This window comes from Pseudomonas violetae, assembly GCF_023072615.1.
Classification (GTDB): Bacteria; Pseudomonadota; Gammaproteobacteria; order Pseudomonadales; family Pseudomonadaceae; genus Aquipseudomonas; species Aquipseudomonas violetae.
In genome coordinates this window covers 78,120-93,906 of the sequence record NZ_JAKNRW010000013.1, presented here as the reverse complement: position 1 = coordinate 93,906, position 15,787 = coordinate 78,120, and the positions used below count along the sequence as shown (strand labels likewise).

Below are 15,787 nucleotides of genomic sequence, written 5' to 3'. Positions count from 1 at the left end.
AGGCCCGAAATGGCCTCCCTTTTTTGTGCCTGCCCCTTACCCACAATCACCACAACACCCTGTGGGAGCGGCGGTGCGACGATTCGACTTGCCCGCGATGGGGCCATCGAATTCAACATTGAGGTGACTGACAGATCGCCATCGCGGGCAAGCCCGCTCCCATAGGGATTCGAACTGATCTTCACAATTGGGTTCAAAATGTCTGGATGTGGGACAATACCCGTCACTTTCAGCCATACCCGAATCGATCACGCCCATGAACGCCCCCCGCACACCAAGACCTGCGCGCAAGAAGCCCGAATCCGCGACCCCGGCCAAAGCGGTCGAGCCTCGCGAGAAGGCCAGCCTGCACCCGCGCAACCGCCACCAGGGTCGCTATGACTTCCCGGCGCTGATCAAAACCACGCCGGAACTGGCGAAGTTCGTGATCATCAACCCGTACGGCAAGGAAAGTATCGACTTCGCCAGCCCGGACGCGGTGCGGGTGTTCAACCGCGCGCTGCTCAAGTCGTTCTACGGAGTGGCCCACTGGGATATCCCGGCGGATTACCTGTGCCCGCCGGTTCCAGGGCGTGCCGACTATGTGCACTTCCTGGCCGACCTGCTGGCCAGCGTCAACGACGGTGAAATCCCGCGCGGCGCGCCGGTCAAGGTGCTCGACATCGGCATGGGCGCCAACTGTGTCTACCCGTTGATCGGCTACAGCGACTACCGCTGGCACTTCCTCGGCTCGGAAATCGACCCGACCGCCGTCGCCGCCGCCAAGGCCATCGTCCAGTCCAACGGGCTGAACAAGGCCATTCAGTTGCGCCAGCAAACCAATCCCAAGCACATTCTGCTGGGTTTGCTGGAACCCGGCGAACGCTTCGACCTGACCATGTGCAACCCGCCTTTCCACGCGTCGATGGACGAAGCCACCAAAGGCAGCGAGCGTAAATGGCGCGCACTGGGCCGCGCCGACCCGAAACGCAAGCTACCGGTGCTGAACTTTGGTGGCCAGTCGGCAGAACTGTGGTGCGAGGGCGGCGAAGCCCGCTTCGTGACTCAGCTGATTGCCGAGAGCGCGCACTTCCAGCACAAGGTACTGTGGTTCAGCACCCTGGTGTCCAAGGCGTCGAACTTGCCCGCCATCGAAATCGCGCTGAAAAAGGCCGGTGTGCTGGAAAGCCAGGTCGTGGAAATGTCCCAGGGCCAGAAGAAAAGCCGTTTTGTCGCCTGGACCTTCCAGACCAAGAGCGAACAGCAGGTGTGGCGCCAACGTTGGGCGCGTAAAAGCTGAGTAACCAAAAATCCCTGTGGGAGCGGGCTTGCCCGCTCCCACAATGATCTTTGGTGTCTTGAAGAATTCAAGGCACAAAAAAACCGTGCCCGGATCGCTCCGGAGCACGGTTTTTTTACACGTCTTACTTGTTAACAGCGTCGGTCAGGCCTTTGGCCACAACCAGCTTGATAACTTTCTTGGCAGCGATTTCGATGGCAGCGCCAGTCGAAGGGTTGCGGCCGGTACGGGCAGGACGCTCAGTCACTTTCAGTTTGCCGATACCAGGCAGAGTGATTTCGCCGCCGTTTTCCAGCTGATCAGCAACGATTTGGCCCAGTTGGTCCAGAGCGTTACGCGCGGTGGTTTTTGGCGCGTCGATAGCTTCAGCGATGTCGGCGATCAGTTGGTCTTTAGTAAGAGCCATGTAGTGTTCCTTCCCTATCAAATTCATATGGATTGCAGAGTGCAGTGTCAGCCATCGAGCCCGATCTTCTGGATCTGGCACCCTCGGCCAATAACCACTGGATCGGGGTTATAGATACCGAAATCAGGGTTTGGTTCGACCTGACAAATGCTGAATGCACGCTTAACGCAGTGACTTCGCGCAAGACCGGGCAAAACTAGCACAGAGACGGGGAAATATCCGCCTCTAGCTACCCATTTGGTCAGCTTTATTGCTCTAAATCGTTAAAAAACAGCACAAGCAGCAGTGCGCCCCCCGGAATTGCCCTTCACCCCGCGCCAAAACCAATGGTTGCGGTACACTGGGCGCTTTTTCGGGGAGCGCGCCCTCCTCTCTACAATCAGCCGAGAAGCCCATGCCGATCCGCCATTGCATTGTCCACCTGATCGACAAAAAACCCGACGGCACGCCTGCAGTTCTGCACGCCCGCAGCGAAGAACTGCCTGAGTCGAGCGCCATCGAGAACATGCTCGCCGACCTCAACGAGAGCTATAACGCCAAGCAAGGCAAGGCTTGGGGTTTGTTCCATGCCGAGTCCGGAGCGCATCCATTCAGTGGTTGGCTGAAGGAGTACCTCGAAGGCGGCAAGGACTTCACGGCATTCAGCCGGGTGGCGGTGGAGCACCTACAGAAGCTGATGGAGGAATCCAACCTCTCGGTGGGTGGTCACGTGCTGTTTGCGCACTATCAGCAAGGCATGACCGACTACCTGGCCATCGCCTTGCTGCACCACAGCGAAGGCGTCGCCGTGACCGAGCAGCTGGATGTGACACCGTCCCGACACCTGGACCTGGGTCAGTTGCACCTCGCGGCACGGATCAACGTGTCGGAGTGGCAGAACAACAAGCAGTCAAAGCAGTACATTTCGTTCATCAAAGGCAAGAACGGGAAGAAGGTCTCGGAGTATTTTCGCGACTTCATCGGCTGTCAGGAAGGCGTCGACGGCCCCGGTGAAACCCGCACACTGCTCAAGGCCTTCAGCGATTTCGTCGAAAGCGAAGACCTGCCGGAAGAGTCTGCCCGGGAGAAGACCAAGACGTTGGTGGACTACGCCAGCAGCCAGGCCAAGATGGGTGAGCCCATGGGCCTGGAGGAGCTGTCCGAGTTGATTGATGAAGAACGTCCAAAGGCGTTCTATGATCACATCCGCAACAAGGACTACGGCCTGTCTCCGGAGATTCCTGCAGACAAACGCACCTTGAATCAATTCCGTCGTTTCACGGGCCGTGCCGAGGGTCTCTCCATCAGCTTTGAAGCGCACCTGCTGGGCTCGAAGATCGAGTATGACGAAGAAGCCGGCACCTTGATCATCAAGGGCCTGCCAACCCAGCTCACCGATCAGCTAAAGCGTCGCAACTGATGCTCCAGGGCGTATTGAAGAAATGCCTGCTCATTGTGCTGGTGGTTGTGGTCTATCAGAACTGGGGCAAGATCGAGCGGGTGTTCAATCCGTCCCAGGTGGTGTCGGAGCAGACCCAGGCCAAGGCCAATGTGGTGCTCTACGCCACGCAGTGGTGTGGCTACTGCAAGGTGACCCGGCGGTGTCTTGATCAGAAAGGTATTCCGTATCGGGAGTTCGACATCGAGAAGGATACCGAGGCGCGCAAGGCCTATGAGGCGCTCGGTGGTGGCGGCATCCCGATCCTTGATGTGAACGGGACGCTGATTCGCGGGTATGACCCGGATGCAATACTTGCGGCCCTGAAATAAACAAGATCGCAGCCTTCGGCAGCTCCTGCAGGTGCACACACCTTTAATGTAGGAGCTGACGCAGGCTGCGATCTGTTGATTTACTGGGTTCTTTGGATATGAAACCCGAATCGCGGAAAGTGCACATGCACCACCCCGCAGCGCTCATCCTCGCGACGCAGAATCAGCTCTTCACTCCCGGCAAACAGCAGCTCACCCGCCACCGGATCAACCCCGTAATCCGTCGCCGCGATCACTACCTGTTGACCTGCCTCAAATCCGTTAGGCTCTTCGAACTGCTCCTGCGGCAACACAGCCGGTGTAGCGTTTCGTGCCACCTCAAGCGCTTCTTCTGCAGTCATCTCGCTCGCCGCCCCATGGCCAAAGCCCAACACGCGGCCCAACCAGGCGGACACTGCCGGGTAGGTATCGACCAGCGGTGAAGTGACCGGCGTCGCCTTGAGAAACCACATGGGATGCGCCAAGGCGAAATCGGCAATCGACGGCTCGCCAAAGAGGAAATCACCCTCCTCGCGCTGTAGTTGCTGCTCGAGTCGCGCCATGATCGTCGACCACTGATGCCTGGCTTGCTCGGCAGACAACCGGGTGGCGCTGCCGCCACTGAACAGCCCGGCGCGATCTGCCAGGAAGGCCTTGATGGCTTCCGGCGGCAGGCTGGCGAAGCGCACGGCGACCGATTCCGGCTGGAACACCAGGCTCACGGCATGCTGGAACACCACGGAGTCCGCCCAGGCGGCGAACGACGCAGCGATCATTTCCTGACCTTGCGGGAAGAACGCCGGCAAGGCTTTTTCCTGCTCCAGACGCCGGGCAATCAACGCTGTGTCGCAGTAGATGTCAGCGCCGATCTGCAACACCGGTGTCTTGCGATAGCCGCCGGTCAAGGCGGTCAGATCAGGTTTTGGCATCACCGGTGAAATTTTCACCGACCGCCAGGACAGTCCCTTGAAACCCAATAACAGGCGGGCCTTTTCGGCGAAAGGGGACGTCGGGTAATGATGCAGAATTAACTCGGACATGCTCGGCTCCGCCACGCGAATAAGGAGTCCGCAGCTTAGCGTGCAATCCGCAGGCAGCCTACCGGTCTGCCTGATGGGAACGTATCAGCCAGATTGATAGCTCGCGACCAGGCACTCCTTGGCGCTTTTCCTGAGCTTCTTGATCAGCCGCTCCTGACGCAACGCTTCGCTCCTGTCGCAACAGGCTTCGGTGTAGACCAGGGCCACGGCCGGGCTTGAGAGGAAGAAGCGCGCACCTTTGCCACGCTGGTGAGCGGCGAAGCGGCGCACGGGATCGTCGCTGATCCCGCAATACAGCGAACCATTTGCCGCGCGAACGAGGTAGACGAACCAGGGCTTGCTGACCAGTGTCGGTTCGGTGGCAATAACGCAAGAATCACTTGGAGTGTTCACGGGACGATCAGGGCTTGGAAGAAAACAAGTAGCGATGGTATCAGCGACCCGCCTGAAATGCCTTCAGCCCTTTCAAGGCCTGGGCGCGTACGGCGTTCCTCACCAATGGCGTCCAGCCCAGCAGCAGGCCCTTGAGACCCAGCGCCTGGCGCGACCAGGACCACAGATCAAAGCTGTCGTGATGCTCGCAGATTTTGCCATTGCGGAACACGAACCTTGCCTGGATGTCGTTCACCACGGTATTTCCAGTCTGGCTGAACAGGTACGTCGCCACCCAATGCGCACTGCCGGAGTGCTCGTCGGCGCGGACGTCGTCGAACGTCAGGGAAAAGTCCCTGGCGCGAGTGGTGAGCATGCGCCACATGTCACCCGCGTCGCGCCCGCGCAGTTCGCCGAAGGCCGGGTCACTGAACACCACATCATCGGTGTAGCAGGCGCTCATGGCCTCGGCATCCAGCCGCTGGAAGGCTTGGTAAAACCGGGTAATCAATGCTTGATGGGCATCACTCATTTTCAGGCTCCCTGGGTAACAATTGGTTTTGCAAGATGGACTGCACCATAGTCAACAACAGCGCGGACCACTACCGGCATCAGTATCGGGAATGTCCTCGGGCATGCCTGAACCTAATGCACCATGCCACTTTCACGGGCATAGACAAACAGCTCCACATCGTTGGAAATGCCCAGCCGCTGCATGGCCATGATCTTCTGCCTGCTGATGGTGGAGACGCTGCGCTTGAATTGGTTGGCAATCTCACTGACGGTCATGCCGCTGGCAAGCATTCTCACGACCTCATATTCCTTTGCCGATAACGCCGGGGGATTGGCCTGAGTGCGGGGGTCGACCTGAAGCAGCGTCAAACGCAATGACTCGCTGATAAACCGTCGCCCGTCGGCCACCGATTTAATCGCCAGGGGCAGTTCCTGCGCCGATGCGCCTTTGGCAACGATTCCCAGGACCCCTTGTGCAAAGACGGCCCTGAGTGTCGTCACGTTGGCGAACATGGTCACCAGAATGATCTGCATTTTGGGGTAGGTACGCCGCACTTGACTCAACATCTTCAGCCCGTCTGCCTGGGAGTTTCCCGGCATGGAAAAGTCCGTGATCAGCACATCACAGGGAGTAGTGGCTAGCAGGTCGAGCAGGCTGTCGGGGCCATCGGCTTCGCCGACGACCTCGCAATGTCGGTTCAGATTCACGAGCATCCGCAACCCGATGCGAACGACAGGATGGTCGTCAGCGATGATTACACGCATTGTAGGATTTATCCTGGGTGATGGCTGGAATGAGCAAAAAATAGCGCTGTCATAGCGCCACTACAAGACCTCAAATTCCACACAAACCCGCGATATTCAACACTTTCAGGGCTCTTACTTTTCTCCTACAAAAAAGAAAAAAATCTCCTACGTGAATGACCTACACCCGACAGGAAAAAGGACTACAGACAATGCCGAATTAACGACGAAAGCTCTTTTTCATCCATTTTCTCAGCTGTTTTTCGTATTAGTTGCATTTCACCCGGCTACCCCCATCGATAAATTGCGCCCACCCCCACGGGGCAAAGCCCATCAATCATTCGTTGAGGTAGCGTTCCACATGAACACTCGTATATCCCTTCTGACCGCTGCACTACTGTTGACCGGCGCATCGTCGGCGTTTGCGGCATCCAGCACTGACCTGACGGTGACGGGCAAAATCACTCCAGCAGCTTGCCTCCCAAGTCTTTCCGATAATGGAACCGTCGATTTCGGCAAACGCTCCGTCAGCGATCTCAAGCAAACCAGCACAACCCATCTGGGCATGAAATATATGCAAGTGAGTGTGGGGTGTGACGGTCCTACAACGTTTGCACTAAACCTCATAGACAATCGCGCCTATTCCGCGTTCGCCCCTGAGGTGTACGGCCTGGGCAAGACCGACGCAGGCGAAAAACTCGGCGGTTTCACAGTTGCTTACTCCCGCGCCATTACCGAAAGTGGCCCGAGCAACGCCCTGGTTTCGTTCGATGAGGGCAAAACGTGGAAACGCACCGAGGGCATCCCGATAGATCCTGGCAGCTGGGCCTCCGCGGGCAACAACGCCAGCGGCGACTGGGCTCCGGTGCTGATCAAAACGTTGGTAATGGACATGGAAATAAATGCGTTTATTGCCCGTGCTGACGGCCTGACCCTGACCGACGAGGAGTCAATCGACGGCGCTGCAACCCTCGAAGTGAAATACCTGTAAATCTCCATATCCATCGGGCAGCGCCTGCCACAGGCACTGCCCGCTCACTCCAAGGACGACCCGTCATGGACAGATGTTCAATCGCTCTATTGGCCCCGCTGCTGATTCTGGGCGCCCCTGCAGCGCTGGCGGTCAGCAGCACCCAGCTCAGTGTCACCGGCATGATCACCCCCAGCGCCTGCACACCCAGCCTGTCCGATGGCGGCACCGTCCACCACGGCAAACTGACGGTCAAGGACCTCAAACCGGACCAGCCCACTGCCCTGGAAAACGGCACGCTGTACCTGGAGGTGATTTGCGAGGCCGCCACGCCATTCACCCTGACGACGATCGATAACCGCCCAGGCTCTTCCGCCATCCACCCCAACAGTCACGGGCTGGGTGTCATCAACGAGGACCAGAACCTGGGCAGCGTGGCGCTGGGTCTGTTCGACACCGTTGCCGATGGGGAGGCGGTGAAGACCATCATCTCGCTCAACGACGGCGCCAGCTGGCGAGTGTCTTCCTACCTGGGACATGCCGGCCTCACCGCCTTTGCAGCGTTGAACGACTTGAGCACCCCGATCGCCATCAAAAAACTGACCGCGCGGCTCACCGCGTTTACCACCATAGTGCGCGCAAACGACCTGACGCTGACCGACGAAGTCCCCATCGACGGTCACGTCACCGTGCAACTCAATTACTGAATAGCCACTCACACGAGAAACGTCATGCAGATGTTTTCAGGATTTCCCAGCCGTTTGCTGCAGTCGAGCATCGGCGCGCTCGCCCTTTTGCTGAGCGCACAAGTCCAGGCCGACGGCATGGTGCCCGATACTTCCGTGGTGATCGTCAACGAGGCTGACGGTGAAGCGTCGGTGTCCGTGACCAACACGGATGCCAACCTCGCACTGCTGCACGTCACCCTGGAAAATATCGCCGAGGACAACGAGTCCCTGCTGATCATCACGCCACCACTGGCGCGGGTCGAAGCGGGCGAGGCGCAACTGGTGCGCTTCATTCTCCAGTCGGAGAAGCCCTTGCTCACCCAGCGTTTGAAACGGGTGATCTTCGAAGGCATCCCCCAGGGCAAACCCGCCGCCGAAGCCGGGCAAGCCCGAGTGGGCGTGACGGTGCGCCAGAACTTGCCGGTGATTCTGCACCCCAAGGGTTTGGCCCCCAATCGAACGCCGTGGACCGACCTGCAATGGTCGCTCAAAGACGGGCAACTGACCGTGCGCAATGACACGCCGTATGTGGTCCGAATGGGCCAGGAAGTGCAATTGCTGCCGTCGGCAGGCAACGCCATGCTGCCCAAAACCTATCTACTGCCTGGCGAACATATCAGTATCAAGGCGCCTGACGGCAGCGCGACCCAAGTGCGCTTTCAACCGGCGACCGTCTACGGCTTTGCGGTGCCGCATTACGAGGCGCCCGTCAAATCCTGAACCCATCGTCATCCCACAGCGCCGCAAAGGAACCGCGAGCGCCTTCGTACAAAGGCGATGGTCCAGTCCTTCGCCACGAGCGTGATTGAGGCCCTGGTACAGCAGGCCGGCACGCCGGATTAACCCAAGTGAGCCCGATGAACACCGTATTGAATTACCGTGATGGCGAAGCCATGCCCGCGATTCGTGCCAGCGCTCGTGCGCACGTGTTGCGATGGTACGCGCGGGTGGCGCTATTGTTGACTCAAGCGCTGATGGTACCGGTGGCGCTCGATGCGCAAGGCGCTGAATCGCTGGCGGTGTCGTTCGACAAGGACACGTTGCTGCAGCGCGGCATCGATCCGGCGTTGGCGACATTGCTGATGCAGGCGCCGCAGTTCACGGCGGGCAGGCACCCCGTTACGCTCACCGTCAACGGCCAGCGGCAGGGCCGGGTCGACGTTGCCTTCAATGACGCAGGGGCACTGTGTTTCGATCGCGTCCTGCTAGATGCCGCCAACCTGAACGTGCCCGCAGCGTTTCTGGACGATGGTCGCTGTCACGACTTTCTTGGCACGTCGCCGCAAACCATCATCGAAACGGATCCGGCGAACCTCGCCCTGTCGCTGATCGTGCCCACCGACGCGATTCGTCCGGCTGCCCGGGACTTTTCCGGGTATCAAACCGGCGGCATTGCCGGCCTGATCAACTACGACATTACCGGCTCGCAGAGCCAGTACGGCGACCAGTCGAGTCGCTACGCGTCAGCCAATACTGAACTCGGATTTAATGCCGGGGACTGGATCGTGCGCAGTCGCCAGGTGCAAACCTGGCAAGACGATGTTTCCCGTACTACGCATATCGCGGCCTACGCCCAACGCACCTTCGCCAGCCAGGAAATGGTCCTGCAGGCGGGCCAGATCAACCTCTACAACCCGGTGCTGGCCGGCGCGCAGATCACCGGCCTGCAAGTGCTCAACGAACAGGCCTTGCAGGTTGAATCCCAGGGCGCCGTGATCGAAGGGATCGCCAACAGTCAGGCCCAGGTGGAAGTGCGCCAGAACGGTTCGCTGATCCATTCCACGGTGGTGCCGGCCGGTCCTTTTGCACTCAACAACGTGCGCCGCCTGAACACCCGTTCTGACGTGGAAGTCACGGTCAAAGAGGCCGACGGCAGCGAGCGCCGTTTCACCGTGCCTGCGGCCATGCTCGGCATCGGCCTGCCCGCACCGGGTTACTCGCTGGCGGCCGGTCAGGTGCGCAGTGTGAGTGGCACCGAGGGCAGCGATCCCTGGGTGATCAGCGGCGGCTGGAGCGGCGCGCTCACCCCGCAAGTGTTGTTGAGCGGCGGCCTGACCGGCGCCGCCGATTATCGTGCGGCAGGGGCCAGTGTCGGCCTGCTGCCCTCGCCGTTCACCCAGGTTCAGGCCACGCTGACCGGCGCTGACGCCAGTGGCAGACAAGCCAGCCAGGGACTGCAGGCGGACCTCAGCGTGTCGCACCGTTTGAATGACCAGTGGGCACTCAACGCCGGCAGTTCCTATCGCACCCTTGGTTACCGTGAGCTGGAAGATGCGGTTTTCGCCCACACCGGCGACAACAGCAAGTCCGGGTATCGCGATCAGCAGAGCGCGGGCTTGTCCTGGTCGCACCCGTGGCTCGGAGCCTTCAGCAGCGGTTTCAGCCGCTCCAGTTCCTTCGACGGCCAAAGCAGCAGCCGTGCCATCACCTCCTGGGGCACCAGCATCGCTGGCGTATCGGTATCGGCGACCGCCGAATGGCAGCTCAGCGGCGCCAACCGCAGTGACGACAGTGTCTACCTGAACCTCAGTATTCCCTTGGGTGAGAACCGCCGGGCGCGCACCTGGGTGCGCAGTTCCGACGGCGAATACCGCAGTGGCGTGGGCTTGAGTGAGCGGGTCAACGATCAGTTCGGTTACCGGGTCGGCGTCGAGCACGACACCCGTGACAAACAAGTGCAGTCCACGGTCGGCGTTTCACTGCTGCCACGCTACACCCAGCTGGATTTCAACTACACCCGCGCCGACGCCGACCGCTCCAGTTATCAGGCGAGCGCCCGTGGTGCGGCGGTGCTGCACAGTGGTGGCATGACCCTGTCGCCTTACCCGGTGAGCGACACCTTCGCCCTGCTGTCGTTGGGCGATATGGGCGCCATCAAGGTGTCGACGCCCAGCGGCCCGGTATGGACCGACTGGCAAGGCCAGGCGGTGATCCCGCAGGTCGCGGCTTACGGCCGCAGCCCGGTGGAAGTCGACACCAAAACCCTGCCGCGCAACGCCGATATCCACAACGGCCTGGCCGTGATTTCGGCCGGTCGCGGCGCTGTCGACACCGTCGAATTCGGCATCAGCCTGACCCGCCGCGTCCTGCTCAAGGCCACGATGGCCAACGGCGCACCGCTACCGCGCGGCGCCTCCGTGACGACGGCAGAGGGCGAGTTCGTGACCCTGGTGCAGGACAACGGCCTGGTATTTGTGCCCAACGCCCTCGACCGTCGCGCGCTGTGGATCACCGCACCGGGGCTGGAACGTTGCGCGCTGAGTTTCGAACTGCCGGCGGACGCCGACCCCAACGCCTATTACGAAATGGCCCCCGCCCAGTGCCGGGCACTCTGAGGATGACTTGATGAACCTGTCACGCTTACTGCTGATCCTCGCCCCCTTGGTGTCTTGCGCATTTACGTCGCTCGCCGTGGCCGATGAGTGTCAGCTCAATTTGAGCCAGCCCGTACTCGACTACGGGCTGATGAACCGGGCGATACGACCCGACGGCGCCCCGGAGCGCAACCTCGGGGTGCGTAACCTGAGCCTCAACCTGAGCTGCTCGCAGCCCACCGACGTCAGCCTGTTTTACCGGGCCATGGCGGCGACGGCCGAACGTTTCCACTTTGCCGATCGCGGCAGCTATCAGATACGCATCCGCGATGCGGTGCTCGACGGTCATTCAGTCGATATCGGTTTGATTGCCGCACCAGGACAACCGCCGACGCAAACCGCCTCGACACTCACCTGGCGTCCGGGTCACGGGGTGGTGGCGGTGCAGGCGGGAGCGCCGTCCCAAGGACGCACTTTTTCCGCGCAACTTGAGGTCACTGCGTGGGTTCAGGAACAAGGGATGCAGCTGCGTGACGCGCTCACCTGGGAAACCACCGGGGTATTCGACGCCATCGCGCCGGGGCTCACCCGCGAGGCAACCCTGCGCGCCCGGTTTGCCCCGGCGGCCTGTGAGCCGACGCTGTCCAATGGCGGCCTGGTCGACTTCGGCACGCTGACAAAAAACGACCTGAGCGCCGACAAAAGCACTCGCCTGCCCCCCAAGTCATTGACCCTCACCGTTGGCTGCGACGCGCCGACGCCATTTGCCCTGGTCATGCACGACAACCGCCTGGGCTCGGCGACCGTGAACAGCGAGATTTACTACGGCCTGGGCAAAGACCGCCGCGACAACAAAATTGGCCTGTACTCGCTGAACGTCGACCCCAACGACGCCAGCGCCGACCGTTACCCCAGGCTCTATCGAACCGACTCCACCACCGGCGGCAAAGCCTGGAGTTCCAGCAACTCCAACCCGATTCCCATCGGCAAGACCAGTTACCTGGCGTTTACCGACAGCGCCGGCAGCAACGCCGGCCCGGTGCTGATCCAGACACTCAGCACTCGGGTAACGGTGCAAGCCGTCATCGCCCCGACCAACAACCTCGATCTGAGCAGCGCCATCGACCTCGATGGCGCAGGGACGATCGAGATCATTTACCTGTAACACCCAACCCGATCCCGTCAAAGCCTGGGCGCATTTGGGCCACCGGCAAGAGACGGGAACAACCACAAAAAGTGAGAAACAACGATGAAAAAGTACCTCGCGATACTCTCCGCCACCGCGCTAATCGGCGTTGCGCCTTATGCGCTGGCGAATTCGACCACTGAGTTGACAGTCACTGGCCTCATTACGCCGGCGGCATGCGTACCAGAACTGTCCAATGGGGGGATCGTCGAACACGGCAAGGTTTCTGCCAAGGACCTGAAACAGACCACGGAAACACTCCTGGCCAGACATACGTTGCAGTTCCGTGTGCTTTGCGACTCCGCGACGTTGTACACGTTGAAGCCGATCGATAACAGACCGAATACCGGCCATGACGGGGATCTCTTCGGCTTGGGCAAGATCAATGGCGATCAGAAGCTGGGCGGCTTCCAAGGTTTCATCAGGAACGCGATCGCCGACAACGTGCCTGCAACCGTCCTGAACTCCAGAAACAATGGCGACACCTGGGTTCAGACCAGCTACATGCGCCCCACCACGATTAACGCATTCGGCTCCCCTGCTGATCCCACCACTCCGATAGCGATCAAGGAGCTGCTCGCAGATCTTCAAATCAGTACTTACATAGCAAGGGCTGACTCCCTGGACCTGACCGCTGAAGCGCCTATCAACGGCTCGGCAACGCTGGAAATCAAATACTGATACCCGGCCTTGCACTGAACCTCTCGCCCAGTAACTCGCGAGAGGTTCAACCCTCCACCCGAAAGGAATCTGTCGTTGAAGACTTATCGTTCAACCCTTTGCGCGGTACTGCTGTTCGCACTGCCAACCGCCACCCTCGCCGCCTCAAACACCGACCTGAGCGTCAAAGGCACCCTCACTCCTATCGCCTGCACGCCCTTGCTGTCCAACAGCGGCCTGGTCGACTTCGGCAAAATCTCCCGCCACGACCTCAACGCCGACAGGCCCACACGACTGCGCGACCAGACCCTGGAACTGACCATCCAGTGCATCGCCCCCGCGCGTTTTGCCCTGCTGATGCACGACAATCGCGACGGCTCGGCGACCGTCAACAGCGAGATCTACTACGGCCTGAACCACGATCAAAGTGCCAACAAGATCGGCCTGTACGCGCTGCATTTCGATCCTGCGCACACGGTGGTGGACGAGCTGTCACAGGTCTATCGCACCGACTCCACCACAGGTGGCAAGGCGTGGAGCGCATCGAACAGCCGCTCCATTCCGATTGGCGCCAGAAGCTACCTCGGGTTCACCGACATGGCCGGGAGCAACGCCGGGCCGATTGCCATCCAGCGTCTGACCAGCCAGGTCACCCTGGAAACGGTGATAGCGCCCACCGCCGGGCTGGACCTGAGCACCGACATCCAACTCGACGGCTCGGCGACGCTGGATATGGTGTACCTGTAGTCAGACCCTCTCGCTGACCGCCCCAACGTACAACGATCGCCCGGCACCCAGTCCGGCAATGATCGCGCCCAGGCCTATGACGCCGAAAATCCAGCCGACCGCCGTCCAGCCGCCGGTCCAGTCATGCACGATGCCCACCGCCAATGGCCCCATGGATGCCAGGGTGTAGCCAAAGCCTTGGGCCATGCCCGACAGGTTCGCCGCCACGTGCGCGTCTCGCGAGCGCAGCACGATCAGGGTCAGCGCCAGGCTGAACGCACCACCCTGCCCCAACCCAAGCAAAATCGCCCAGCCCCATAAGCCGTCGATCGGTGCATACAGGCAGCCGAACAGGCCGCCGAGGGTCAAGGCCATGACGATCACGATGGCCAGGCGTTGGTCTTTGCCACGGGTGGCGAGCCAGGGCGCCGCCAACGAACTGGCCAACTGCACAATGACCGAACCGGACAGCACCAGCCCCGCCTGGGTCGGCGTCAGGCCGCGACCAATCAGGATCGAAGGCAGCCAGCCGAACACGATGTAGGCCAGGGACGATTGCAGGCCCATGTACAAGGTCACTTGCCAGGCCAGTGGGTCGCGCAGCAAACCGCGAACCCGGTAGGCGACATTGTGCGCGCCATGTTTATGGCCGACTTGCGGCAGCCAGAACAGCGCCGCGATCAACGCAGGAATAACCCAGAAGCCCAGGCCGATGGCCCAGCTCTGGTCGAAATGCTCGCTCAGCGGCACGGTGGCGCCGGCGGCCATCGCCGCGCCCAGGCACAGGGCCATGGTGTAGACGCCGGTCATGGTGCCGGCGTGTTTGGCGAAGTCACGCTTGACGATACCGGGCAGCAATACGCCGATCACGCCGATACTTGCACCGCCCAGGACGCTGCCGGCAAACAGGCCGATTTCGCCAAATGAACTGCGCAGGATGATGCCGCCCGCCAGGGTCAGCAGAATGCCCAGCACCACCCGCTCGGCGCCGAAACGTCGCGCCAGAATCGGCGCCAGCGGTGCGAACAAGCCGAGGCACAGCACCGGCAAGGTGGTCAGTAAACCCGCCTGGGCTGCCGATAGCCCGAGGCTTTTCGACACCTCACTGAGCATCGGCGCCATGCTCGCCAGCGCCGGACGCAGGTTCAATGCGACCAGGATCAGGCCCAGCAACAGCAGCCAGGGCCGGCGCAGGATCGGGTGGCTGTTCTGCACCTCGTCGTCATCGGCCTCGGCATCGATCAGCAGCTCTTCGAGCTCTGCCGTGCGTTTGGCTTCAGGGATGTTGCTGTTGCGGCTGGACATGGTTTTCTCGTGTTCAAGGTTCATTGATCAACTGCCTGGACAGGGCTTTGGCCCGTTCCGGGTCTCGTTGCTCGACGGCGTCCAGCAGTTCGATATGCAGATCGAACACTTCCTGGCGCCGTGGGGTGATGTTCAGCGTCTGGCGCAGTTGCGCGCCGACGACGCTGGAAAAGTAGCGATACAGTTCGCTGAGCGTGGGGTTGTGTGCGGCATCGACCAGGCGCCGGTGAAACACTAGGTCGCAGGCGATGTAGCTGTCGAGGTCGCCATGGTAGTGACTGCCGCTGACGCCCAGCGCCTCGCGCAATGCCGCCAAATCCTCGTCGGTGCGGCGCAAGGCGGCCAGGCCAATGGCCTCGACTTCAAGGATGTGCCGGGTTTCGCGCGCCTGTTCATGGGAGCAGCGCGACAGCGCTTTCAGGGTATCCAGCGGATCGATCACTGCGCGCAGGTAACTGCCGTCGCCCTGGCGAATCTCAATCAATCCGGAAAAAGCCAATACGCGCATGGCTTCGCGCACAGTATTGCGGCTGATGCCCAACTCTGCGGACAGCTCCGGCTCAGTGGGCAGGCGTTGGCCAACGGTCCACACGCCTTCGGTGATGCGCAGGCGCAATTGGTCCAGGGCCTGATCGACCAAGGAGCGTTTAACTAATGGAGAGATTTCAGACATAAGATTCGCCCTGTCATCCAATCATAGGATGAATTTCCTGACATTTTAGTCAGCTATCTATTAAAGATCAACACAGCTCATACGAGATCGCGTCACGGCGCTAAATTGCAGGCGAAAAAAAACCCGGAAGTGAGTCCGGGTTT

General features: G+C 60.5%; 17 protein-coding genes. 10 read left to right on the top strand and 7 right to left on the bottom strand.

The window, feature by feature from the left end; genetic code table 11:
* Positions 1 to 256 precede the first annotated feature (256 nt).
* Positions 257 to 1,279 (top strand): 23S rRNA (adenine(1618)-N(6))-methyltransferase RlmF, encoded by a 1,023-nt coding sequence (gene rlmF / locus L9059_RS17005; protein WP_247292136.1) that lies wholly within the window; start codon positions 257 to 259, stop codon positions 1,277 to 1,279.
* A gap of 124 nt (positions 1,280 to 1,403) precedes the next feature.
* On the opposite strand, the gene L9059_RS17000 is transcribed toward rlmF, so the two are convergent.
* Positions 1,404 to 1,685: an HU family DNA-binding protein gene (locus L9059_RS17000; RefSeq protein ID WP_007905514.1), complete on the bottom strand. Its 282-nt coding sequence runs from the start codon at positions 1,683 to 1,685 to the stop codon at positions 1,404 to 1,406.
* Positions 1,686 to 2,079: 394 nt separating this feature from the next.
* Between L9059_RS17000 and yejK the strand changes: the two genes are divergently transcribed.
* Positions 2,080 to 3,084, top strand: coding sequence for a nucleoid-associated protein YejK (gene yejK / locus L9059_RS16995; RefSeq protein ID WP_247292135.1), 1,005 nt, complete (start codon positions 2,080 to 2,082; stop codon positions 3,082 to 3,084).
* Positions 3,084 to 3,434: a glutaredoxin family protein gene (locus L9059_RS16990; protein ID WP_247292134.1), complete on the top strand. Its 351-nt coding sequence runs from the start codon at positions 3,084 to 3,086 to the stop codon at positions 3,432 to 3,434. Before yejK ends, L9059_RS16990 begins: the two co-directional genes overlap by 1 nt.
* 80 nt (positions 3,435 to 3,514) lie before the next feature.
* Here L9059_RS16990 and L9059_RS16985 read toward each other — a convergent pair whose 3' ends face one another.
* From L9059_RS16985 to L9059_RS16970, 4 genes are all read right to left on the bottom strand, one after another.
* Complete coding sequence (locus L9059_RS16985; RefSeq protein ID WP_247292133.1) at positions 3,515 to 4,453, bottom strand: glutathione S-transferase family protein; 939 nt, start codon at positions 4,451 to 4,453, stop codon at positions 3,515 to 3,517.
* 84 nt (positions 4,454 to 4,537) lie between these two features.
* Positions 4,538 to 4,846, bottom strand: a complete 309-nt coding sequence (locus L9059_RS16980) for a GIY-YIG nuclease family protein (protein WP_247292132.1) — start codon at positions 4,844 to 4,846, stop codon at positions 4,538 to 4,540.
* Between the two features lie 40 nt (positions 4,847 to 4,886).
* A complete protein-coding gene (locus tag L9059_RS16975) occupies positions 4,887 to 5,357 on the bottom strand; it encodes a nuclear transport factor 2 family protein (protein WP_247292131.1) in 471 nt (156 codons plus the stop codon).
* Positions 5,358 to 5,470: 113 nt separating this feature from the next.
* A complete protein-coding gene (locus L9059_RS16970) occupies positions 5,471 to 6,103 on the bottom strand; it encodes a response regulator (protein ID WP_247292130.1) in 633 nt (210 codons plus the stop codon).
* Positions 6,104 to 6,254: 151 nt separating this feature from the next.
* Here L9059_RS16970 and L9059_RS16965 point away from each other — a divergent pair, with 151 nt between their 5' ends.
* The 7 genes from L9059_RS16965 (at position 6,255) to L9059_RS16935 (ending at position 13,687) form a co-directional block, all read left to right on the top strand.
* Positions 6,255 to 7,073: a DUF1120 domain-containing protein gene (locus L9059_RS16965; RefSeq protein WP_247292129.1), complete on the top strand. Its 819-nt coding sequence runs from the start codon at positions 6,255 to 6,257 to the stop codon at positions 7,071 to 7,073.
* Positions 7,074 to 7,138: 65 nt separating this feature from the next.
* Positions 7,139 to 7,759 carry a DUF1120 domain-containing protein gene (locus L9059_RS16960; RefSeq protein ID WP_247292128.1) on the top strand — a complete coding sequence of 207 codons (621 nt, stop codon included), beginning with the start codon at positions 7,139 to 7,141 and terminating at the stop codon, positions 7,757 to 7,759.
* A gap of 24 nt (positions 7,760 to 7,783) precedes the next feature.
* Positions 7,784 to 8,500, top strand: a complete 717-nt coding sequence (locus tag L9059_RS16955) for a fimbria/pilus chaperone family protein (RefSeq protein WP_247292127.1) — start codon at positions 7,784 to 7,786, stop codon at positions 8,498 to 8,500.
* A 137-nt stretch (positions 8,501 to 8,637) separates the two neighbouring features.
* Positions 8,638 to 11,115, top strand: coding sequence for a fimbria/pilus outer membrane usher protein (locus L9059_RS16950; RefSeq protein ID WP_247292126.1), 2,478 nt, complete (start codon positions 8,638 to 8,640; stop codon positions 11,113 to 11,115).
* 10 nt (positions 11,116 to 11,125) lie between these two features.
* The gene (locus tag L9059_RS16945; protein WP_247292125.1) at positions 11,126 to 12,259 is read left to right on the top strand and encodes a DUF1120 domain-containing protein; all 1,134 of its coding nucleotides are present in this window, start codon (positions 11,126 to 11,128) and stop codon (positions 12,257 to 12,259) included.
* A gap of 84 nt (positions 12,260 to 12,343) precedes the next feature.
* Entirely contained in the window at positions 12,344 to 12,961 is a 618-nt protein-coding gene (locus L9059_RS16940; RefSeq protein ID WP_247292124.1) for a DUF1120 domain-containing protein, read from the top strand.
* A 75-nt stretch (positions 12,962 to 13,036) separates the two neighbouring features.
* Positions 13,037 to 13,687, top strand: coding sequence for a DUF1120 domain-containing protein (locus L9059_RS16935; RefSeq protein ID WP_247292123.1), 651 nt, complete (start codon positions 13,037 to 13,039; stop codon positions 13,685 to 13,687).
* Here L9059_RS16935 and L9059_RS16930 read toward each other — a convergent pair whose 3' ends face one another.
* On the bottom strand, positions 13,688 to 14,995 hold the full coding sequence (locus tag L9059_RS16930) for a CynX/NimT family MFS transporter (protein WP_247292122.1): 1,308 nt from the start codon (positions 14,993 to 14,995) through the stop codon (positions 13,688 to 13,690).
* On the bottom strand, positions 14,985 to 15,644 hold the full coding sequence (locus L9059_RS16925; RefSeq protein ID WP_247292121.1) for a FadR/GntR family transcriptional regulator: 660 nt from the start codon (positions 15,642 to 15,644) through the stop codon (positions 14,985 to 14,987). The genes L9059_RS16930 and L9059_RS16925 overlap by 11 nt, the downstream gene beginning before the upstream one ends.
* Positions 15,645 to 15,787: the final 143 nt, after the last annotated feature.